The following is an 18954-nucleotide window of genomic DNA, read 5'->3' on the forward strand; positions in this document are numbered from 1 at the left end:
TTTCTGAGTTTGGCGAGAGGCTTCTTGGAAGCTTATCGCCGGTGTAGCCGCTGGTGTTACGGCGGTGCAGAGATCAACGAAAGGTAGACCATGGCCAAGGAAGCCACTCGCGTTAAACGTCGCGAACGTAAGAACATCACGACGGGCGTTGCGCACGTTAACTCGACATTCAACAACACGATGATCACCATCACCGACGCACAGGGCAACGCTATTGCCTGGTCGTCTGCTGGTGCCAAGGGCTTCAAGGGTTCGCGTAAGTCGACACCGTTTGCTGCTCAGATCGCTGCTGAAGATGCTGCCAAGAAGGCGCAGGAACACGGCATGAAGACGCTGGAAGTTGAAGTTTGCGGTCCGGGCTCCGGTCGCGAATCTGCACTTCGCGCTCTGCAGGCTGCCGGTTTCATGATCACCTCGATCCGTGACGTTACGCCGATCCCGCACAACGGTTGCCGTCCGCGCAAGAAGCGCCGCGTCTGACGCGACCGTATCTTGAGAATTCCGCCTTTCCTTCGGTCTGGCGGAATTTTCGCGTATGTGGCGTTGGCCTGCCGGTGTAACCGGTTTTCCTACGCTTAGGAACCCTCCGATGAACCATTGGTTCCTCTCGGTGATGATGCTCGGTCCGCCACGATTGGATGGTGGCGGCGAACGGAAGGTTTAAAGATGATTCAAAAGAATTGGCAGGAACTGATCAAGCCAAACAAGGTCGAGTTCACGTCTTCCAGCCGCACCAAGGTGACGCTGGTTGCTGAACCGCTGGAGCGCGGCTTTGGTCTGACGCTCGGCAACGCCCTTCGTCGCGTTCTGATGTCTTCTCTGCGTGGCGCTGCTGTAACAGCAGTGCAAATCGATGGCGTTTTGCACGAGTTCTCATCGATTCCCGGCGTTCGGGAAGACGTGACTGATATCGTGCTGAACATCAAGGAAATCGCCATCAAGATGGATGGTGACGATTCCAAGCGCATGGTCGTGCGCAAGCAGGGTCCAGGTTCCGTTACCGCTGGCGATATCCAGACGGTTGGCGACATCGAGATCCTCAATCCCGACCATGTTATCTGCACGCTGGACGAAGGCGCTGAAATCCGCATGGAATTCACTGTCAACAACGGCAAGGGCTACGTGCCTGCAGAGCGTAACCGCGCAGAAGACGCACCAATCGGTCTTATTCCGGTGGACAGCCTCTACTCTCCGGTCAAGAAAGTGTCCTACAAGGTGGAAAACACCCGTGAAGGCCAGGTTCTTGACTACGACAAGTTGATCATGACGATCGATACGAATGGTTCGGTTTCCGGCGAAGACGCCGTTGCCTTTGCCGCTCGTATTCTTCAGGACCAGCTTGGCGTGTTCGTCAACTTCGACGAGCCGCAGAAGGAAGCAGAAGAAGAATCTGTGACCGAACTGGCATTCAACCCGGCGCTTCTCAAGAAGGTCGACGAGTTGGAACTGTCTGTTCGTTCGGCAAACTGCCTGAAGAACGACAACATCGTTTACATCGGCGACCTCATTCAGAAGACAGAAGCCGAAATGCTTCGTACTCCGAACTTTGGCCGCAAGTCGCTGAACGAAATCAAGGAAGTTCTCGCTTCCATGGGTCTGCACCTCGGCATGGAAGTGCCTGCATGGCCGCCAGAGAACATCGAAGATCTCGCAAAGCGTTACGAAGACCAGTACTAAGCCGCTTCGAGGAAAATCGCATCAGCGGTTTTCCTCTGGCAGGCTGCATCAACAAGAACCCAGATAAGAAGGCAGACCCGTTACAGACTGCCTTTCCCCGTCAAACAGCAGGCCCCGTGACAGAAATTGGGTCGCCTGCATGTGCCAGGAAACGGCAGGCCCGGATAGGGAACCTGCATTAAAGGAGAATAGCAATGCGCCACGGAAATTCAGGCCGCAAGCTCAATAGAACCGCCAGCCACCGCAAGGCAATGTTTGCCAACATGGCTGCTTCGCTCATCACGCATGAGCAGATCGTAACAACTCTGCCAAAGGCGAAAGAAATTCGCCCGATCGTAGAAAAGCTGGTCACTCTCGGCAAGCGCGGCGACCTGCACGCTCGTCGTCAGGCCGTGTCTCAGATCAAGGATCAGGACGCAGTTCGCAAGCTGTTCGATGCCATCGCTGAACGTTACGCCACCCGTAACGGCGGCTACCTGCGCATCATGAAGGCTGGCTACCGTCAGGGCGACAACGCTGCCATGGCTGTTGTCGAGTTCGTAGAGCGCGACGTAGACGCCAAGGGCGCAGCCGACAAGGCTCGCGTTGCTGCTGAAAACGCTGCTGCTGAAGCTGCATAATATTCGTCCTCTCGGGGATGAAGCAAAAAGCCGGACGAGCAATCGTCCGGCTTTTTTTGTTTTGGGTGATGTGTCGTTGGGATTTTGGTACGGGCTTAGCCATTCGAAGTGAAGGCAGTTTCTCGACCGCGCAGACGCGCGTTGACTGGATTCCTGTGACAAGCACAGGAATGAGGGAGAACGGGAGTATCTGATCTGACACGCATTGATTGCAACATTTTTATTGTTGCGGCATCATCTGTGTATGAAGGGTTATGTCTACATTCTTGCGTCACAACGTAACGGGACACTTTACACTGGAGTGACACGCGATTTGGCAAGTCGGTTGTATGAGCATCAGAATGAGCTCACACCGGGTTTTACATCGCGATATGGGGTTAAGACACTTGTGTGGTTCGAGGAATATGATCTTCTGACCGCAGCGATAACAAGAGAGACGACAATCAAGAAGTGGCCAAGGCAATGGAAGCTCAATCTTATTGAGTCTAGTAATCCTGATTGGCAGGATATTTCTCACTACCTGCTTAGCCTTTGATGCCGCTCCTCCAGCCGCCCTCATTCCTGTGCTTGTCCAGGAATCCAGTCATCGCGCGTCTGCGCGATCGGAAAACCCGCTCCGACCAACTGAATCTTCACTCCGGCACCGAAATCCGGCTTTTAATGTGCTTCAGGTGCGAGACGATTGTGAAGGTCATGATGACGAGGAGAGACCACGAGCTCCATTTGCCGATGTGGACCACGGACCATGCGCCCAGTTGGTTCGGGTATTTCCAGATCCCGAAGAAGGTGGAGATGTTTTCCGCGAGCCAGACGAAAAATCCGATCAGGATGAAGGAGAGCAGCAGCGGCATTTTTCGGTCGCGATCATAGGGGCGATAGATGACGGTCGCGCGGGCGTATAGGCCGACGGCGCAGGCTGCGATGTACCAGCGGTAATCGCCGATATAGTGATGGGTGAAGAAGTTGAGGTAGATCGCAAGGCCGATCAGCGTCGCCATCCAGTAGCTCGGGTGATGTTTGATGCGCACATCCAGTAGACGCCAGGCCTGGATGATGTAACTGCCGACAGCTGCGTACATGAAGCCGGAAAACAGCGGTACGCCCAAGACCTTGGTATAGGCAAAGTCCGGATAGGACCATGACTGGATGCTGCCGGATGTCTTGAAGACCTCAAGCGCAAAGCCGACGATGTGAAACAGAAGGATGGCCTTCGCTTCATCCAGCGTCTCCAGTTTGCTCCAGATCATGAAGAACTGAATGGCAAGCGCTATGACCAGCAGAACGTCGTAGCGCGGCAGGCCGAACAGGCCATCGCGAGGCACCAGAAAGATGGATATGAAAAACAGGCCGGCAAACAGGCACGCCCGTGCTTCCTTGATCCCGAAATAGAGAAATTCAACGATGAAGCGCTTTGCGCCTTTCAACTCGCCCCAAGGCTGGGTATCGCATAAAAGCGCGTCCAATGAGGACAGGCGGCTGGCGGGGTAGGCGGCCTCGGTGCTCAAATCCGGCATCCTCTTTGCGCGTGAAGATTGCATCCTTATAGCAACTGGAAATAAAGCAACATCATGATCGACCATCCACACTCGGATTATTTTCGTCGTCTTGGTCTCGCTGCGAGTGCCTTGGCGGTTGTCGTGGCCGGGTTGGCGTTGCGCCGGTATGGCTATGCAGTCGGCCTGCCGTTTCTGATCGTGAAATATGGTGGATCGATTCTCTGGGGATCGATGGTCTATCTGGTGGTCGTCAGTGTTGCACCGTTTCGAAATATGCGTCTGTTGATTGGTGTGGCCTGCGCCACTGCAGTCATTGTCGAGCTTATCAGGCTCGTACATTTTCCGGTGCTGGATGAGTTCAGAGCGACGACAGCCGGAGCATTGTTGCTCGGGCGCGTGTTTTCGCCTTGGAATATATCCTGTTATCTAGCGGGAATAGCGCTGGCTGCCCTTATTGTGGCGATTGTCGTGAGACGGCCCGAACGGTCTTCGTAGCCCGGTTGGCGCGCTTACGTGCCATGATCGCCGGACGGATCAATCTATAACCGAGTAGAATGACTGTGACCGAAATATAGAAGGCCGGTTCCAGTGTCAGCGATTTGCGGGCCAGAAAGAAGTGCAGAACGGCGACGATGAGAATGGGGTAGGCAAGCTTGTGCAGCATGTTCCATCGGCTTCCAAGCTTGCGGATCGACCAGCGGTTCGAGGTCACTGCCAGCGGAATGAGCATGACGAGGCCCGCCATGCCGAACATGATGTAGGGTCGCTTCAAGATGTCGCCGAGGATGGAGCTCAGCACCATACCGCGATCCAGCACCAGATAGACTGCCAGATGCGCCAGCACATAATAAAAGGCGATCAATCCCAGTGCGCGCCGGTAGGCGATGAGATTGACGTTGAAGAGATCGCGTAGTGGCGTCACGACCAAGCCAAGACAGAGAAAGCGCAGCGCCCAAGTGCCGAGGAGATGTTCGAACTCCTTGACCGGATTGAAGCCAAGCCCTCCCGTCGCTGCGAGATAAAAGTACCAGACGCCGGGAGACAGGCCGATGATGTACAGCGCCCAGATGGCCGCTGGTTGATATTTCTTTGGCAGGGAGGGAAGCGAAAGCGCAAACGCCATGATCAGTAATTTGCCTTCAAATCCATGCCTGTATAGAGGCTCGCGACTTCGTCATAACCATTATACATCAGCGTCGGCCGTCTCTGCGTGCTGAAGAAACCGCCTTCGCCGATGCGCTGTTCCGTGGCCTGGCTCCAGCGCGGATGGTCGACCTTCGGATTGACGTTGGAGTAGAAACCGTACTCGCGGGCATTGGAGTTCTTCCACGTCGTTTCTGGCTGTTTCTCCACCAACGAAATACGCACGATGGATTTGATGCCCTTGAAGCCATATTTCCACGGCACGACGAGACGGATGGGGGCACCGTTCTGGTTTGGCAGCGTTTCACCATAAAGGCCGACGGCCAGAATGGTCAGCGGGTGTCTGGCTTCATCCAGGCGCAGGCCCTCGACATAGGGCCAGTCCAACGGCTGAAACAGTCCGCTTTGGCCGGGCATTTCTTCGGGGCGAACGACAGTCTCGAATGAGACGAATTTCGCACTGCCCAGAGGCTCGACCTTATCCAACAGGGCAGAGAGCGGGAAGCCGATCCAGGGAATAGCCATGGACCAGCCCTCCACGCAGCGCATGCGGTAGGTGCGCTCTTCCAGTGGGTATTTCAACAGGTCTTCAATGTTGATTTCCTGCGGCTTGCCGACCAGACCATCCACCTTCACGGTCCATGGCGTGGGCTTGAAGTTTCCGGCATTTTCCTTGGGGTCGGACTTGCCTGTGCCGAACTCATAGAAATTATTATAGCTTGTCACGGCATCGAGCGGCGTCAGCTTTTCATCGAGTTTATAAGCACCGGGCTTTGCGGTGAGGGGGGCCGCCATCGCGTCTTGCCCGGTCAGGCCCAGCGCCGCCAGACCTGCGGCAGTGCCGAGAAAATTTCGCCTGGAAAGATAGATGCTGCGCGGAGTGATTTCGGACGATGGGATGTGTGGCGGATGATAGGCGGGCATGAAAACCTCCTGCGAAGCCGGAACGGATGAACAGCTATTCAATACTCATTACGTAACGAGTGGCAGAAAAGTTTTTCCGTAACGAGAAAAAATATTGAGAGCATGTCACGCTCGTCCCGCGGCGGATTTACGACAAAGATCGGCAACGTCTAAAATAATACGATAGACACGGTAAAATCTGCGAGAGCGTGAGGCGCGCTTGGTAAAGCGCGCCTCAGATTGTTCTGTTGTCAGAGAATCAGGCGGAACTTTGCAAAGCCCTCAGCGCCATCCCCGGCTTCCTCGATCTTCGCGCCCTTTACGTCCTTGGCATATTGACGTGCCTTTGGACCGGTTTCGAAAATCGCCGTCGTATTGGCAACGGGTGCAAAGGACCAGTTGTCGTCGGCGGCTGGATTGATGGTGCCCTGGCTGATGATGTAGCGCACGATGACGTCGCGGTTGGTATCGGGTGCAACGAAGATGATCTTGTCCGACGCGATACCGGGGAACTTACCACCGCCGCTGGCGCGGTAATTGTTTGTCGCCACGACGAATTTCTGTTCGGGGTCGATCGACTTGCCTTCGAATTGCAAGCCGACGATGCGGTTACTATCCGGATTAATCGACTTGCCGTCCTTGTCGAACTTCGGTGGCTTCGACACGTCGATCTGATAGGTCACGCCGTCAATGACATCGTAGTTGTAGGACGGGAAGTCGTTGTTCAGCAGCGGTGCGTCCTTGGCACCTGCTTCCACCGTCTTGAACATGCCCGCCGACATTTCCAGCCAGTCTTTGACCTGCGCACCAGTGATCAGCACGGCCTGAACGGTGTTGGGGTAGAGGTAGAGGTCGGCAACGTTCTTAATAGCGATGTCACCGGCAGGGACATCGGTGTAATAATCAGCACCGCCACGTCCGCCAGACTTGAAGGGGGCAGCAGCAGAGAGCACAGGAAGGTCCTTGTATTGGCCTTCCTTCAGCATGTCCTTGATGTACCAGGTCTGGGCATTGGAGACGATCTGAACCGATGGATCATCTGCGACCAGCGCAAAATAGGAATAGAGCGGCGCGGATGTCTTGCCCACGGGGCGGCGGACATAGGCCAGCGTTGCTTCGTGATCCGTCTTGACTGCGGCGATGATCTCCGGCTTGTCCTTCACGTCGGCAACGATCTTGCGGTTGTCGTCGCGGTGGTAGATCGGGCGCGCTTCGGTGGTGAAATCCACGATCTTCCAGTTCTTGCCGTCTTTTTCCAGCAGCAGATCGATAAGGCCCATATGTGAGCCCCAGAAGCCGGCCATGACGGCAGGCTTGCCCATGAGCGTGCCCTTGACTGGATCGGTACCTTCGATGCCATCCCAAGTTTTGGGGCCTGGGAAGACGAGATGCTGGTGACCAGTGAAAACGGCATCGATGTCTTTGACGCCAGCCAGATAGAGCGAGGCATTTTCCATGCGGTCGCTCTGGCCTTTGCCTTCAATGCCGGAGTGCGACAGGGCGATGATGATATCGGCACCCTGTTCCTTCATGACAGGAACCCAGGCCTTGGCGGCATCGACGATATCGCGTGTCTGCGCCTTGCCTTCGAGGTTTTTGGCATCCCACATCATGATCTGTGGTGGCACGAAGCCGATGATGCCGACCTTAACCGGGCTGGTCTCACCGGAGCCATCCTTGATCTGCTTTTCGAGGATGACGTAGGGCTTGAAGAAGAGGTCGTCCTGCTTCGGGTCGGAGGCGAGCTGGCCCTTTGTCAGGTTCGCGCAGACATAAGGGAAGCTGGCACCGCCCAGCGTGTTGAACATGAAATCGAGCCCGTAATTGAACTCGTGGTTTCCAAGCGTGCCGCAATCGTAGCCGAGCACGTTCATGGCGTTGATAACGGGGTGTTTGTCACCTGCCTTCATGCCGCGCTCGTAAGCGATGTAATCGCCCAGCGGGTTGCCCTGAAGGAAGTCGCCATTGTCGACCAGCATCGAATTTCCGGCTTCTGCACGAATGCTGTCGATGATGGAGGCGGTGCGCGCCAGGCCCAGCGTATCGTTCGGCTTGTCGGCGTAATAATCATACGGGAAGACGTGGACGTGAATATCCGTCGTTTCCATGATGCGCAGATGCGCCTGGTTGCCCTGCGCACGGGCTGCAAACGGGTGCAGCATGACGAGTGCGGAGGAGGCAGCGATGCCGCCCAGCAAGGAGCGGCGCGTGATGGGATGAAGGCCGATAAGCGAAGACATGGAAACACCTCGAATGAATTCAGGCTGTACGAAAAGACCGCAGCCTAGAGCGAATTATCGAGGAGTCCATCATCAAAATAACAGGGTTATGACTTGTCCCTGAATTTTAAACCGTCCGGTAAAAAATCATTTCATCGTGCCAGTGTCGGTTTCACGTCCTCATGGAAAAAGCGAAAGTAGGAGGAAAGCTGTGCCAGCGTGTTTGTCGAAAGCTTCAGTTGCAGACCGAGCCGGTTCATGTGCTGCCATTGAACCGTGCCCTCTATGAAGCCGAGGTCGTCACTCTGCACCTTCACCCGGCTTCCTTTGGCAGCGGCGAAAGATCCGTCCAGCTCCAGCGCCATGCCGGTGGCCGAAAGATCGACCACGCGGCCTGTCACCGACTGATTGAAATACTGAACTGTACCGTAGATACGTGTCTGGCTGCGGCCTGCGCCGCGGTTTTGCATGTTCAGATTACCGGTCATATGGCGCTCCCCAATTGTTTCCCTGTGCCAGAATTGCACGGAAGCTTTGAAAGCCGTTTATGATTTTCGATAAAATTACGCGCAATTGCCATTTCAGCTACGGTCGATCCGGCATTGATAGCAATTGTTGCGGGCCGAGCGAACATGCACATAGGCGATGTCTTCCCTGGCAAGAAGCTCTTGCGCATATGTGGATATCCGGTCGGTCGGCGTCACCGAACCTGTGCCGTAAACGATGCGGTCATTGAAGCCATAGCCTCGAACGATGTAGTCCGGGCTCTCGAGCATGGGCGGGAGAATTTCCTTTGCTTCGTAACGGCTGCAAGCCTTGGCATGAATAAAAATCGGACCGGTTTCGGCAAATGGTTGCAGCTTCGGGAATGGGCGGTAGGCCAAGAGAAGCATGGCTTCGCCGTCTTCTATTTGACCGAGGCAAACACGGCAGGGGTAGGTTCCTGTCGCGATCGAGTGCTCCGGTTTCTGGCCGTTGGCATCTGGATTACCATTGCGAAAGGCTTCTGCCTCGGCGGCATCCATGGCGATAAATACAATCCTGGTCATAGCGGCTCCTTTGCGTTGCTTGTTTGTCGCTATGCCTTTCAAACATTCGTGTATCCACCCGTTTCTTGCGCCAGCAGGCAACTACCCCATTGCTTGTGCCGTTCAGTTTAGCGATCAATCAAACGTCCTCATTTTGGAAAGTTGACGTAAATGCTGCGCAGGTTGATGACCGCGACCCTGGTCACCGTTTTTTCTATCACGATACCTGCCGCCCACGCGCAAACAGCGCCTGCGCTCGATGATTTATCCGACGAACAGTTGCAGCAGACGGTGAATTTCGTCATCGGTAACGCGATTTTCAGCCTCTACCATGAGGCTTCACGGATGCTGATTTCCGATTTTTCCCTGCCGGAAACGGGAGCTGGGAAAGATACGGCCGATCAGCTGGCGGCCACTATGATGCTGGAGGCGAATGAGGAATGGCTCGATACGGCCATCGTCAATGCCACGGATAGCTGGTATCTCGCTCGCTCCGCACAGGCTCTGCCGGACCATAATACGCCGATTTATTCGGCACTCGTTCCCAACAAGACGCGTGACAGCCAGATGGCCTGCCTGATGGTGGGCAAGGACGCCGGTGGTTACGGTGATCTGGCCGATATGATGGGACTGCCCAAGGCTGAATGGAAGGCGTGCGAAACCGCCTATCCACAAACCGTTGCCTATTGGAACGAAACGCTGAAGCCGCATGCGGCCAAGGCGGGGACCACAAAGTTCGTCACCAGCTATGAGCCAGCGCGCGATCCGTTTCTGGATATCTACGCGACCATCGTAAAAGAATCGAAGGTACTGGACCTCATCGCCCGCAGTTTCAGCGCCTATGATCTCAAAGGTGAGGTCAAGCTGACGGCGCGTACCTGTGGACGCCCGGATGTTTATTGGTCAGCCGAAAAGCGCGAAATCACCTATTGCTACGAAATGGCCAAGTTCCACGGTGAACTCATCGCTGCTCATCTTGCGACTGGCGGTGCGGAGAAAGAAAGCGAGCCGGCGAAAGAAATTCCGACGGCTGTGAATTTGGGGCAAGAGCTTTAAGAGAGCGTAGCTATCTTGATCTAAGCAGCCCGTGAAGCTTTGCCCGATGGGCAAAGCAATTGTTTACGAGGGGAGTGCGCGGTGAGCGCTCAGCCCCGTCTGGATATTTCCAGAAATTCACTGTCCGTCAAAGGCTCGACCCACGTCTCGTAGGTGCTGACAGGCGAAAAGCCCATCATTTGATAGAGCTGAAGCGCGCGGGGATGGTCCAGCGTGTTGGTGGAGACCGTGACCCGCTGCGGGTTGTCCTGCCATGCCTGGTAAAGCGCCTGCAGCAGGAACCATTTCCCCACACCAGCGCCGATCGCCTCTTCCATCAGGCCGAAATAGGAAAGATCCGTCACCTCTTCGCTGGTCTTGAACAGTTCGAAAAAGCCGGCAGGCGATCCATTCATATAGAGAACGGTCACACAGCTTCTTGGGTCACGCAGAAGCGCTGTCAGTTCGGCATCGTTCATGCGCATGCGGGTTTGCCAGTGCCAGCGCTTTCCAACGCGCCAGTAAAGGTAGCGATAGAAATGCAGCGGAATGTCAGTCGTGCGCATGATGGCGGTCTGGATGTTGACCGGCACCGCAAGGCTGACCTTGGGTGCGGACGTCATTTCCAGTTGCGTGACATTGGCCTTGATTGGCCCTTGGATAGGAGTTGGGCCGGGCTCGGCGGGGCCGGTGACGATGGCCGTGTCCGGCTTCGATCCCCATTCCGCCCATGAGCCATCATAAAGCGAATTGTCTGTGTGGCCGAGCGATTCCAGCGCAAGCGTGATAACCGCAGCCGTCACGCCAGAGCCACAGCTGGTGACGACCGGCTGGGTGAGGTCGATGCCCGCATCCGATATCATCTTGCGGATCGTCGGCAGGTCCTTGAAGCGGCCGTTCTCGGAAAAGGCGGTGGCGGGCAGGTTGCGCGCACCTGGCATATGGCCAGAGCGCATGCCAGCGCGTGGCTCTGCTTCCTCGCCGGTGAAACGACCGGCACCGCGTGCATCGGCAATCTGATCTTCACCGCCGTCAACCAGCGCCCGCATGTGCGAAAACGATGTTACACGCTTGGCATCGAAATGCGGCTCGAAGGTCGCAGGCTCGATAGGCTGCGTACCGGCTTCCACCGGCTTGCCCGCGGCTTTCCAGCCATCCAGACCGCCATCCAGAACGTACACCTTGTCAGCGCCCATCACGCGCAGCATCCACCAAACGCGTGGCGCGGAAAAGAAGCCCGGACCGTCATAGACGACAATCGTGTCGCTCTCACCAATCCCGAGTTTGCCGACTTCATCCGCAAAAAACTGCGGCGAGGGCAGAGAGTGGGGCAGGCCGGTCGCGTGGTCGGCAATCACGTCCTGATCGAAGAAGACTGCACCGGGGATGTGGCCAGCTTCGAATTCTTCTTTCCCGTTTCGCTTATGCGCGGGCAAATACCAAGAGGCATCGACCAATCGAAAATGTGGGGTGCCAAGCTGCTGCTCAACCCAGTCCGCCGAAACGACGAAACGGCTCTTATCCGTGCTCACAATAGTTCTCCCAGAAATCAGGCGGATGTGTCGGGTTTGCCGAAACGAATTCGGAAACGGCGATTCTCTTTGCCTTTCTTTTCGATCTTGGCGATGTGGATTTCACCCACTTCCTGCGTCTGGGCAACATGAGTGCCTCCGCAAGGCTGGCTGTCAACAGCGGAATTTTCGCCGATGCAGACGAGACTGACACGCCCGAGCCCAAGCGGCGGACGGACATTCTTGGATTTGACGATGTCAGGATTGGCGGCGAGTTCCGCGTCCGTGATCCATTTCAGGAAGACCGGATGGTTTTCCTCGACCAAGGCCATCAGCCTGGCCGTCACGTCTTCTTTGTCGACGGTCTCGGACATGTCGAAATCGACGCGCGATTCCTCTTCGCCAACGGCTGCTCCCGTGATCGGCCATGGACAGACGACGGACAGCAAATGGCAGGCGGTGTGCATGCGCATCAGCTTGTAGCGACGCGGCCAATCGACATGCAGTGTCAGCGTCTCGCCGATGTCAGGAGCCTGTTGTCCCTCGGTGGGGACATGGATGATGGTGCTTTTGTCTGCGCCATGCTTGGTAGGCCCAAGCATGATCTTAGAGCCGTCCGCTCTCTCGAGGTAACCCGTATCGCCAGGTTGACCGCCGGAGGTGGCATAAAAGCAGGTCTGATCCAGCTCTATGCCGCCGTCTTCATGAACCTGTGTCACCACCGCTTCGCACGTGGAAAGATAGAAATCGTCACGAAACAGGGCATTCACAGGCATATGGCATCGACCTCAGACGGTTTCGTACGGAACCGAAACCTCCCGCTTTTCCAACAACCATGCGGGTAGGGGAAGCCCCTTGGACCGCAGGAAATCAGGGTTGAAAAGCTTCGACTGGTAACGGTTGCCGTAGTCACAAAGTATGGTGACGATTGTATGCCCCGGACCGAGGTCATGGGCAAGCCGAATTGCACCCGCAACATTGATTCCGCTGGAACCGCCCAGGCAAAGCCCCTCTGTCGTTACCAGATCGTAAAGAACGGGCAGGGCTTCCGCATCCGTGATTCGATAGGAGAAATCCGGCTCAAAACCTTCCAGATTGGCCGTAATACGACCCTGGCCGATACCTTCGGTGATGGAAGAGCCTTCGGATTTCAGCACGCCGTTCTTGTAGAACTCGAACAGGGCGGCACCTTCGGGGTCGGCAAGGCCGATCTTGATATCGGGGTTGAAGTCACGCAGACCATCCGCCACACCAGCCAATGTGCCGCCGGACCCGACAGCACAGACGAAGCCGTCAACTTTACCATCCGTCTGATCCCATATTTCCGGTGCCGTCGTTTCGATATGAGCCTGGCGATTGGCGATATTGTCGAACTGGTTTGCCCAGACTGCGCCGTTAGGGTCGCTCGCCGCCAGTTGCTTTGCCAATCGGCCGGAAACCTTCACATAGTTGTTGGGATTGGAGTAGGGGGCGGCCGGAACCTCGATCAGCTGCGCGCCGAGCAATTTCAGCGCATCCTTCTTCTCCTGGCTCTGCGTTTCAGGAATGACGATGACCGTCTTGTAGCCCAGTGCGTTGGCAACCAATGAAAGGCCGATGCCGGTGTTGCCCGCGGTGCCTTCGACAATGGTGCCGCCGGGGCGCAATTGTCCGCGACGTTCCGCATCACGAATGATGTAGAGCGCTGCTCTATCCTTAACGGACTGGCCGGGGTTCATGAACTCGGCCTTGCCGAGAATTTCGCAACCCGTCGCTTCTGATGCCGCGTTGAGGCGGATGAGCGGAGTGTTGCCGATTGCCGTAAGCACAGAGGTATGAATGGTCATGATTGGCCTTCTCGTTCAGTCCGCGAATAGATGCCGTTATCTCCTCGCCTCTGCCCGTTGTGACAAGAAAATTTCTTCCAGTGAACGGGGGCGAGAAGCAAAATTTTGCCGATACCCTGTTTTACCCGCTTTTCTTGATCGCGGAATAGGCCTTCAGAGCGTATTGCCGGGCCTGAGCGTGATCAACAACCGGCTTTGGGTAGTCTTTACCAAGCTCAATATTTGCCTTCTTCAATACGTCTTTTGGAGCATCGAACGGTTTGTGGATGAACTTTTTATCCAGCTTGGATAGTTCCGGAACGAAGGTTTTGACATATTCACCATCCGCATCGAATTTCTCTCCCTGAAGTATGGGGTTGAAAATACGGAAGAATGGCGAAGCGTCGGCACCGGATCCGGCCACCCATTGCCAATTGGCCGCATTGGAAGCTGGGTCAGCGTCGACAAGCGTATCGCGAAACCATTTCTCGCCTTCGCGCCAGTCGATCAGCAGGTGTTTGATGAGAAAGGAAGCTGTGATCATGCGGACGCGATTGTGCATGACACCATGCTTCCAAAGCTGGCGCATGCCTGCGTCAACAATTGGATAGCCGGTCATTCCCTTTTTCCACGCTTGGAATTTCGCAGTGTCGGTTTGCCATTCGAAGGCGTCGAAGCTGTCATTCCAGTTCTTCTCATCTAGTTCGGGAAAATGGAAAAGAAGATGGTAGCAAAATTCCCGCCAGGCGATCTCCTTGCGAAAACGGCTTAGATCATGGGAGGGAATAGTATGCGAAAGCCCGCGCGTGGCATGCCAGACCTGGGCAGGCGATATTTCGCCCATGGCCAGATGCGGCGACAGCATGGATGTTGCAGGCTTTGCGGGGAAATCACGGGCTTCCTCGTACCCCTTCAACGAAGCGTCAACAAAGCTTTCGAGCTTTTCAGCGGCGCTGTCTTCTCCGGGTGTCCAGACATCTGAAAAATCCTTTGCCCAATCAGGTTTCTTCGGCAGCAGGTTCCACTCATCAAGCTTTTCGGATTTTGGCCAGCTCGAGGGGGAGGCGAGCTTGGACGGCGCGGATAAAGGTTCGTCTGGTTCCTCTCCAGCCTCGATCGCTCGCCAGAAGGGCGTGTACACACGGTAGGGGCCGCCGGTTTTCGTCTTTAGTTTGGATGGTTCATGGAGCAGATGTCCCGCAAAACTCTCGACCTCGAAACCGTCATCGCGGAAATTTTTCTTGATCCGGCTATCAGTTTCAATCCCTTTTGGATCGTAACGCCTGTTCCAGAAAATAGTGTCGGCACCGGTGTCTGAAAGAAGCTTTTTCAGCACTGTTTCCGGCTCACCACTGAGCAAAACCAGCCTGCTGCCAGCCTTCTTCAGTGCGGTGGAGAGAGCCGTCAATGAGTGATGCAGCCACCACTCTTGAGCGCCTCCCAAAGCGCCACTCGTTTTGTTTTTCTCATCACGGATGTAGACGGGAATCACTGCTCCGCGATGCGCGGCAGCGGCTGCAAGCGCGTGGTTGTCGGCAATGCGTAAGTCCTTGCGAAACCAAAGAATTACAGGATTTTTATGTTCAGTCATGCGCCCACTCTGTTCACTTCAGATTGAATGATTGTTGAAGAGCTTTGTTCCCGCGGTCGGTTATAATAAGACCGCTCGGAGGAGTGAGATTCGGTCGAAGAGTTATTGTCTCTTGAAACCATTTTAAGCGGAACCATATGCCGGGTTCAACGTTAGTGGCGGGTTAATTGAGTATGGAAGTCCAATCAATGATGCTGAACGACGTCAAATGGGAAACCCCAGTGGTCATCTCTCTGGAAAACGGTGCCCCCAGAACCTTCAATGGCGCTTACGAGGCCTTCGATTTTTTGCAACACGAATGGCCTAGCCGACAGGGCAAGGTATATCAGCAGGCTTTGAGACTATGCAGGGCTTCGCTGATGGGCAGCGTTGGTGGCGAGATCGCCCGTACCGCATTCGTTGAAGCAAGCCGTGATGCACATTGCCTCGTGGAGACCCAAAAACTCGCATCCTGATCGACACACGTCTATGACTAAGGCCACCCGCTTCACCACGGGTGGCTTTCGTGTTTTCAGATATTGATTTTTCCCTAAAATTGCTCGAAGCCAGCGTTTCGTAGAAAAATTTTGTAAGGTTTTGGTAACTTTTGTTCTAATTTTTGCCTATATCTGGTCAAATTGTCGCTGAATTAGGCGAATAGACCAAAACTCGGCAGCGACGAGTAGCCAAGCTAACGTCTTCCACTGCTACACTTTGAATATGCATATCGGACTTCTGACGGGGCAGAGGCGAAGTCCGCGTGCTTCTAAAGGGCGAGAATTTGAAAGTAACTGCGTACGTTCTGGCCGCTGCTCTTTGCGCGGCTTTCACTGCACCTGCATCTGCATCGGCTGGCATGCTCAATCAAGCGGAGCGATATTCCGGGCTCCATGAAGGAAAAAACAACAAAACGCTGAAGGCAATTTTAGGGGTCAATCCTCGCAAAACACCATGGTGCGGACATTTTCTTAGTGTCGTCGCAACCAAGTCCGGAAGAGAGCCACCCAAGTCCTCAGCAATCGCCAAATCCTGGACGTCTTTCGGATACGCCGTTCCAACGGCTGCCGCTAAACCCGGGGATGTCGTGGTCGTCAGAACCGGCAAGCGCTACCATGCCGGTATCTTGAAAAGCATGGACAAGGGAACCGCCCAGATACTCGGTGGCAACCAGTCTGGACGCGTTCAGGTATCCAACTTCAGCCGCAAATCGATCGTGTCGGTTCGCCGCTAGCTTCCAGCCTATGATTTAAGGCTGCTCGCGTGTGCCGGGAGCAGCATCGCGCTGATCGTCATCTTCCAGATCAGTCGCAACGATGAAGGCATCCTCGTGCTGGCGCGCCGCCTGGCGGCGTGCGCGCAGGTTTATCGCTTCATCTGGATCGATCTCTTCCGCATCGCCCTTAAGCTCACGTTCAGTGTGAAAATCCGCGACGTCTTTGTCGTCGATATCCAGCGATTTCGTGTGTTTGTCATCCATAACGCAACTCCTTCTATGTCCTTTCTAACGAGGAGGGGTGTTGCGAAGTTCCGTGCAGGATTGTTTTACGCCGCAGGAACAAAATATTGCGCCTGTTGTTTCCTCTCCGACAAACTTGATGGGAGAAGAAACATGACACCCGACCGCGAAGCTAAAATCCGCCAGAAAGCCTACGAAAAATGGGAAAGCGAGGGACGCCGGGAAGGCGAACACGATCGCCATTGGGCAGAAGCGGAGCATGAATTCAACACCGCGATAGAAGATGGGTCTGACCCACATGACGGCGCAGAGTCGCCCGCGGCAGAATCATTGAGCAACGAACGCGCAGAAACCTTGGAAAAAGGCGCAGATGGCGATTTGGACGAAGGCTTGGAGGACAGTTTTCCAGCCAGCGACCCAGTCTCAGCCACGTCCACGACGGTTTCCGGTGGAGCTGCGAAAAACAAGAGCTCCTCGCAATCGCGTTAAATAACAACGGCGTCGCGTTATCAACGTGACGCCGTTATCGCTTTTTCACCCACCAGATAAGCAGGCCGACGCACAATAGCGCCGTCGGCCAGAAATCGGTGGCCTGATCCCAAGACCAGTTCCAGAAATAATAGGCTTCAAGGTGAGGCGGCTGCATATGCACTGACACCTCATAGTCACGCTTCTCGCGCCCGTGGAAGTGCCCAGCAGCGAAAGCCAGACCAATCACCACCGCATCCCGCCATTTCACGATGAGGCGCGCCAGCAGAGCCACAATGGCAGCCATGACGATGGCTTCAAGCATGTGACCAGCCCAATCCCAGTCACGCTGTATTAGCGCCCAATCGATATACATGACACAATCCTGTCGTAACGAGAGTGCTATGTTTCTTACATATGCTGTGTGATTTTGCAGCGATGATATTGCAGGCTTTCCTGCAACATAACCATTTCAACTCTTCAGAAGAAATGGCTCCCCGGGCCGGATTCGAACCGGCGACCTGTCGATTAACAGTCGAATGCTCTACCGCTGAGCTACCAGGGAACGTGCGCTGCTTGGCGCGGTGTGAGCGGGGTAATACAAATGCTTTTCCGTTTTGCCAAGCGGTTTTTTCAAAAAAAATGAAATCCTCTTGTTTTATCCACTGAAGCCCCCATTTTCCGGGCATGTTGGCATCAAAAAAAATTGTGATCGCAGTTCCAATCAGAGGCGTATTGAAATGACTTTTGGTCTTCATCCCCAAACGGGGCGTCTTCATCTGGGTAAATGGAGCGTGCCAATGCCGCGTTCGCGAGTCGGACGCATCGTCATCGGCGTTTTGCTCATCATCGGCGGCGTTCTCGGATTTTTGCCGATTCTCGGTTTCTGGATGGTGCCGCTTGGTCTTCTAGTCCTGTCTCAGGATTTGCCGTATGTGAGGCGCAAGCGCAGGCGCTTGGCAATCTGGTGGGCGAGGAAGCGGCGCGCCAGAGAAGCGCGCCGTGGGGGCACTATGCGCCCGTGAGAGAGTTGCTGAGCCCTTGTCCTGCCCAGAATGCGCCATATGCCAATGCGGCAAAATAAATCGTCGTCAGAATCAGAAAAAGATAGCCGCCCAAGACGGTCGCTCCATCCCGCTGGATCATGCCGGCCGAGAAGAGCAGAATCGCCACGCCCGGCAGGGTGTTGGAAAAAGGCACGAAGCCAAGCGGCATCATCAGCAAAACGCCAGCCGTCATAATGGCAAGGCCGTTGATGCGTGCCATGACCGTACCGGTGGTGAAGGCGGGCAGGCGAGGGCGCATATAGCGATCGAGCTTGGAGACGATGCTCACACCCTTTTGCAGAGCCGGAACAAGGCGGGCCGTTTCCATTTGTTTGTCAAGAATGCGCCGTGGCAGCCATGGAAGCCGATTGAGCGTAATCGCCAGGCTGATCATGACGATGGCTGCGCCAAAGATGGTGCTGACGCCGGGAATGGACACCGGAATGAGAAAAGGCAGACAGGCGATGGCGCACATCAACAAAAGCCCTTGCTCGCCAATCGCTTCCATCAGCTCGCGCAGGGTAATGGTTTTGCCACTCAAATTACCGATGAGCCTCTGCAAGACCGTGCTGAGGCTCTCGGATGTATCGGTAAAAGTGAAGTTCTGCGTCATGCTCTATCCCGAAGCTATTTCGATGCGGGATAGATAACATTCAAGAAATGGCATGCCTATGGCAAACACAATCGATCAGGGCAATTGCGCCTGGCCACAGCATCATCCTTTAGTCGGTCTCATGCTTTTCAGTGCGAAACCCAGGAGCTATAGGCACCTGCCAGAAGCACCGCAAAAAGAAGCCCGATGATAAAAGGGTTGAGCGAAGTAACGAAGCCAAGATAGTCCATAACTATTTCCTCCTCCATTTGTCCCGCCTTTATTCTACATCAAATCAAGAAAATTAACCAGTATAAGTTGAATTATTATTGCAATGCACCATGATTTGCGGAATGTGCTGGAAAGACGGCTGTGTGGAGTTGCT

The 18954-nt window shown here is 55.0% G+C and carries 23 protein-coding genes and 1 tRNA gene; 10 read left to right on the forward strand and 14 right to left on the reverse strand.

All coding sequences use genetic code 11. From position 1 onward, the window contains the following. Nucleotides 1-90 precede the first annotated feature (90 nt). From rpsK to CPJ18_RS14430, 4 genes are all read left to right on the forward strand, one after another. Entirely contained in the window at nucleotides 91-480 is a 390-nt protein-coding gene (gene rpsK, locus CPJ18_RS14415; protein ID WP_042618513.1) for a 30S ribosomal protein S11, read from the forward strand. A 186-nt stretch (nucleotides 481-666) separates the two neighbouring features. After that, nucleotides 667-1677: a DNA-directed RNA polymerase subunit alpha gene (locus tag CPJ18_RS14420; RefSeq protein WP_067643671.1), complete on the forward strand. Its 1011-nt coding sequence runs from the start codon at nucleotides 667-669 to the stop codon at nucleotides 1675-1677. Nucleotides 1678-1871: 194 nt separating this feature from the next. Then, entirely contained in the window at nucleotides 1872-2297 is a 426-nt protein-coding gene (gene rplQ, locus CPJ18_RS14425) for a 50S ribosomal protein L17 (RefSeq protein WP_042618511.1), read from the forward strand. A 244-nt stretch (nucleotides 2298-2541) separates the two neighbouring features. Further along, nucleotides 2542-2832, forward strand: coding sequence for a GIY-YIG nuclease family protein (locus CPJ18_RS14430; protein WP_103659153.1), 291 nt, complete (start codon nucleotides 2542-2544; stop codon nucleotides 2830-2832). Nucleotides 2833-2929: 97 nt separating this feature from the next. Here the strand turns inward: CPJ18_RS14430 and CPJ18_RS14435 are convergent, their stop codons facing one another. Then, complete coding sequence (locus CPJ18_RS14435) at nucleotides 2930-3802, reverse strand: DUF817 domain-containing protein (RefSeq protein WP_245445411.1); 873 nt, start codon at nucleotides 3800-3802, stop codon at nucleotides 2930-2932. Between the two features lie 63 nt (nucleotides 3803-3865). On the opposite strand from CPJ18_RS14435, the gene CPJ18_RS14440 reads away from it, so the two are divergent. After that, nucleotides 3866-4288: a ribosomal maturation YjgA family protein gene (locus CPJ18_RS14440; RefSeq protein ID WP_103659155.1), complete on the forward strand. Its 423-nt coding sequence runs from the start codon at nucleotides 3866-3868 to the stop codon at nucleotides 4286-4288. Here CPJ18_RS14440 and msrQ read toward each other — a convergent pair. The 5 genes from msrQ to CPJ18_RS14465 all read right to left on the reverse strand — a co-directional run bounded on the left by msrQ (nucleotide 4245) and on the right by CPJ18_RS14465 (nucleotide 9107). Then, nucleotides 4245-4916 (reverse strand): protein-methionine-sulfoxide reductase heme-binding subunit MsrQ, encoded by a 672-nt coding sequence (gene msrQ / locus CPJ18_RS14445; RefSeq protein ID WP_103659156.1) that lies wholly within the window; start codon nucleotides 4914-4916, stop codon nucleotides 4245-4247. The genes CPJ18_RS14440 and msrQ overlap by 44 nt on opposite strands. Before the next feature lie 2 nt (nucleotides 4917-4918). Beyond that, nucleotides 4919-5860 carry a protein-methionine-sulfoxide reductase catalytic subunit MsrP gene (gene msrP / locus CPJ18_RS14450; RefSeq protein ID WP_077107232.1) on the reverse strand — a complete coding sequence of 314 codons (942 nt, stop codon included), beginning with the start codon at nucleotides 5858-5860 and terminating at the stop codon, nucleotides 4919-4921. Between the two features lie 230 nt (nucleotides 5861-6090). Continuing rightward, on the reverse strand, nucleotides 6091-8079 hold the full coding sequence (locus CPJ18_RS14455) for a bifunctional 2',3'-cyclic-nucleotide 2'-phosphodiesterase/3'-nucleotidase (RefSeq protein ID WP_103659157.1): 1989 nt from the start codon (nucleotides 8077-8079) through the stop codon (nucleotides 6091-6093). A gap of 131 nt (nucleotides 8080-8210) precedes the next feature. Continuing rightward, entirely contained in the window at nucleotides 8211-8546 is a 336-nt protein-coding gene (locus CPJ18_RS14460) for a PilZ domain-containing protein (protein WP_077107230.1), read from the reverse strand. A 93-nt stretch (nucleotides 8547-8639) separates the two neighbouring features. Next, a complete protein-coding gene (locus CPJ18_RS14465; RefSeq protein WP_103659319.1) occupies nucleotides 8640-9107 on the reverse strand; it encodes a DUF1203 domain-containing protein in 468 nt (155 codons plus the stop codon). A 150-nt stretch (nucleotides 9108-9257) separates the two neighbouring features. On the opposite strand from CPJ18_RS14465, the gene CPJ18_RS14470 reads away from it, so the two are divergent. Further along, on the forward strand, nucleotides 9258-10142 hold the full coding sequence (locus CPJ18_RS14470) for a DUF4344 domain-containing metallopeptidase (RefSeq protein ID WP_103659158.1): 885 nt from the start codon (nucleotides 9258-9260) through the stop codon (nucleotides 10140-10142). 89 nt (nucleotides 10143-10231) lie between these two features. Here CPJ18_RS14470 and sseA read toward each other — a convergent pair whose 3' ends face one another. The 4 genes from sseA to CPJ18_RS14490 form a co-directional block, all read right to left on the reverse strand. After that, nucleotides 10232-11653 (reverse strand): 3-mercaptopyruvate sulfurtransferase, encoded by a 1422-nt coding sequence (gene sseA, locus CPJ18_RS14475; protein ID WP_103659159.1) that lies wholly within the window; start codon nucleotides 11651-11653, stop codon nucleotides 10232-10234. Nucleotides 11654-11670: 17 nt separating this feature from the next. Then, a complete protein-coding gene (locus tag CPJ18_RS14480) occupies nucleotides 11671-12408 on the reverse strand; it encodes an alanyl-tRNA editing protein (RefSeq protein ID WP_103659160.1) in 738 nt (245 codons plus the stop codon). Between the two features lie 12 nt (nucleotides 12409-12420). After that, entirely contained in the window at nucleotides 12421-13458 is a 1038-nt protein-coding gene (locus tag CPJ18_RS14485) for a cysteine synthase A (RefSeq protein WP_077120679.1), read from the reverse strand. A 121-nt stretch (nucleotides 13459-13579) separates the two neighbouring features. After that, nucleotides 13580-15028, reverse strand: a complete 1449-nt coding sequence (locus CPJ18_RS14490) for a cryptochrome/photolyase family protein (RefSeq protein WP_103659161.1) — start codon at nucleotides 15026-15028, stop codon at nucleotides 13580-13582. Between the two features lie 188 nt (nucleotides 15029-15216). On the opposite strand from CPJ18_RS14490, the gene CPJ18_RS14495 reads away from it, so the two are divergent. Further along, entirely contained in the window at nucleotides 15217-15483 is a 267-nt protein-coding gene (locus CPJ18_RS14495) for a DUF982 domain-containing protein (protein ID WP_077120683.1), read from the forward strand. 380 nt (nucleotides 15484-15863) lie between these two features. Beyond that, nucleotides 15864-16238, forward strand: a complete 375-nt coding sequence (locus CPJ18_RS14500) for a TIGR02594 family protein (protein WP_103584520.1) — start codon at nucleotides 15864-15866, stop codon at nucleotides 16236-16238. Between the two features lie 15 nt (nucleotides 16239-16253). Here CPJ18_RS14500 and CPJ18_RS14505 read toward each other — a convergent pair whose 3' ends face one another. Beyond that, nucleotides 16254-16484: a hypothetical protein gene (locus CPJ18_RS14505; RefSeq protein WP_103583884.1), complete on the reverse strand. Its 231-nt coding sequence runs from the start codon at nucleotides 16482-16484 to the stop codon at nucleotides 16254-16256. A 132-nt stretch (nucleotides 16485-16616) separates the two neighbouring features. Here CPJ18_RS14505 and CPJ18_RS14510 point away from each other — a divergent pair, with 132 nt between their 5' ends. Continuing rightward, on the forward strand, nucleotides 16617-16952 hold the full coding sequence (locus CPJ18_RS14510; protein WP_103659163.1) for a DUF2934 domain-containing protein: 336 nt from the start codon (nucleotides 16617-16619) through the stop codon (nucleotides 16950-16952). A gap of 34 nt (nucleotides 16953-16986) precedes the next feature. Here the strand turns inward: CPJ18_RS14510 and CPJ18_RS14515 are convergent, their stop codons facing one another. Both CPJ18_RS14515 and CPJ18_RS14520 read right to left on the reverse strand, forming a co-directional pair. Further along, nucleotides 16987-17307: a hypothetical protein gene (locus CPJ18_RS14515; RefSeq protein ID WP_103659164.1), complete on the reverse strand. Its 321-nt coding sequence runs from the start codon at nucleotides 17305-17307 to the stop codon at nucleotides 16987-16989. Between the two features lie 114 nt (nucleotides 17308-17421). Beyond that, a tRNA-Asn gene (locus CPJ18_RS14520) sits at nucleotides 17422-17496 on the reverse strand. A gap of 175 nt (nucleotides 17497-17671) precedes the next feature. Here CPJ18_RS14520 and CPJ18_RS14525 point away from each other — a divergent pair. Beyond that, on the forward strand, nucleotides 17672-17956 hold the full coding sequence (locus tag CPJ18_RS14525) for a hypothetical protein (RefSeq protein ID WP_077107244.1): 285 nt from the start codon (nucleotides 17672-17674) through the stop codon (nucleotides 17954-17956). Here CPJ18_RS14525 and CPJ18_RS14530 read toward each other — a convergent pair. Further along, entirely contained in the window at nucleotides 17943-18590 is a 648-nt protein-coding gene (locus CPJ18_RS14530) for an exopolysaccharide biosynthesis protein (protein WP_103583887.1), read from the reverse strand. The two genes, CPJ18_RS14525 and CPJ18_RS14530, sit on opposite strands and share 14 nt — an antisense overlap. Nucleotides 18591-18954: the final 364 nt, after the last annotated feature.

Origin of the sequence: Agrobacterium rosae, assembly GCF_002915175.1 — a bacterium.
Taxonomy (GTDB): Bacteria; Pseudomonadota; Alphaproteobacteria; order Rhizobiales; family Rhizobiaceae; genus Agrobacterium; species Agrobacterium rosae.

Excerpts from the sequence above, each read along its gene's own strand:
- rpsK (WP_042618513.1), top strand. The coding sequence starts at position 91 with ATGGCCAAGGAAGCCACTCGCGTTAAACGTCGCGAACGTAAGAACATC.
- CPJ18_RS14420 (WP_067643671.1), top strand. The coding sequence starts at position 667 with ATGATTCAAAAGAATTGGCAGGAACTGATCAAGCCAAACAAGGTCGAG.
- rplQ (WP_042618511.1), top strand. The coding sequence starts at position 1,872 with ATGCGCCACGGAAATTCAGGCCGCAAGCTCAATAGAACCGCCAGCCAC.
- CPJ18_RS14430 (WP_103659153.1), top strand. The coding sequence starts at position 2,542 with ATGAAGGGTTATGTCTACATTCTTGCGTCACAACGTAACGGGACACTT.
- CPJ18_RS14440 (WP_103659155.1), top strand. The coding sequence starts at position 3,866 with ATGATCGACCATCCACACTCGGATTATTTTCGTCGTCTTGGTCTCGCT.
- msrQ (WP_103659156.1), bottom strand. The coding sequence starts at position 4,916 with ATGGCGTTTGCGCTTTCGCTTCCCTCCCTGCCAAAGAAATATCAACCA.
- msrP (WP_077107232.1), bottom strand. The coding sequence starts at position 5,860 with ATGCCCGCCTATCATCCGCCACACATCCCATCGTCCGAAATCACTCCG.
- CPJ18_RS14455 (WP_103659157.1), bottom strand. The coding sequence starts at position 8,079 with ATGTCTTCGCTTATCGGCCTTCATCCCATCACGCGCCGCTCCTTGCTG.
- CPJ18_RS14460 (WP_077107230.1), bottom strand. The coding sequence starts at position 8,546 with ATGACCGGTAATCTGAACATGCAAAACCGCGGCGCAGGCCGCAGCCAG.
- CPJ18_RS14465 (WP_103659319.1), bottom strand. The coding sequence starts at position 9,107 with ATGACCAGGATTGTATTTATCGCCATGGATGCCGCCGAGGCAGAAGCC.
- CPJ18_RS14470 (WP_103659158.1), top strand. The coding sequence starts at position 9,258 with ATGCTGCGCAGGTTGATGACCGCGACCCTGGTCACCGTTTTTTCTATC.
- CPJ18_RS14480 (WP_103659160.1), bottom strand. The coding sequence starts at position 12,408 with ATGCCTGTGAATGCCCTGTTTCGTGACGATTTCTATCTTTCCACGTGC.
- CPJ18_RS14485 (WP_077120679.1), bottom strand. The coding sequence starts at position 13,458 with ATGACCATTCATACCTCTGTGCTTACGGCAATCGGCAACACTCCGCTC.
- CPJ18_RS14490 (WP_103659161.1), bottom strand. The coding sequence starts at position 15,028 with ATGACTGAACATAAAAATCCTGTAATTCTTTGGTTTCGCAAGGACTTA.
- CPJ18_RS14495 (WP_077120683.1), top strand. The coding sequence starts at position 15,217 with ATGATGCTGAACGACGTCAAATGGGAAACCCCAGTGGTCATCTCTCTG.
- CPJ18_RS14500 (WP_103584520.1), top strand. The coding sequence starts at position 15,864 with ATGCTCAATCAAGCGGAGCGATATTCCGGGCTCCATGAAGGAAAAAAC.
- CPJ18_RS14505 (WP_103583884.1), bottom strand. The coding sequence starts at position 16,484 with ATGGATGACAAACACACGAAATCGCTGGATATCGACGACAAAGACGTC.
- CPJ18_RS14510 (WP_103659163.1), top strand. The coding sequence starts at position 16,617 with ATGACACCCGACCGCGAAGCTAAAATCCGCCAGAAAGCCTACGAAAAA.
- CPJ18_RS14515 (WP_103659164.1), bottom strand. The coding sequence starts at position 17,307 with ATGTATATCGATTGGGCGCTAATACAGCGTGACTGGGATTGGGCTGGT.
- CPJ18_RS14525 (WP_077107244.1), top strand. The coding sequence starts at position 17,672 with ATGACTTTTGGTCTTCATCCCCAAACGGGGCGTCTTCATCTGGGTAAA.
- CPJ18_RS14530 (WP_103583887.1), bottom strand. The coding sequence starts at position 18,590 with ATGACGCAGAACTTCACTTTTACCGATACATCCGAGAGCCTCAGCACG.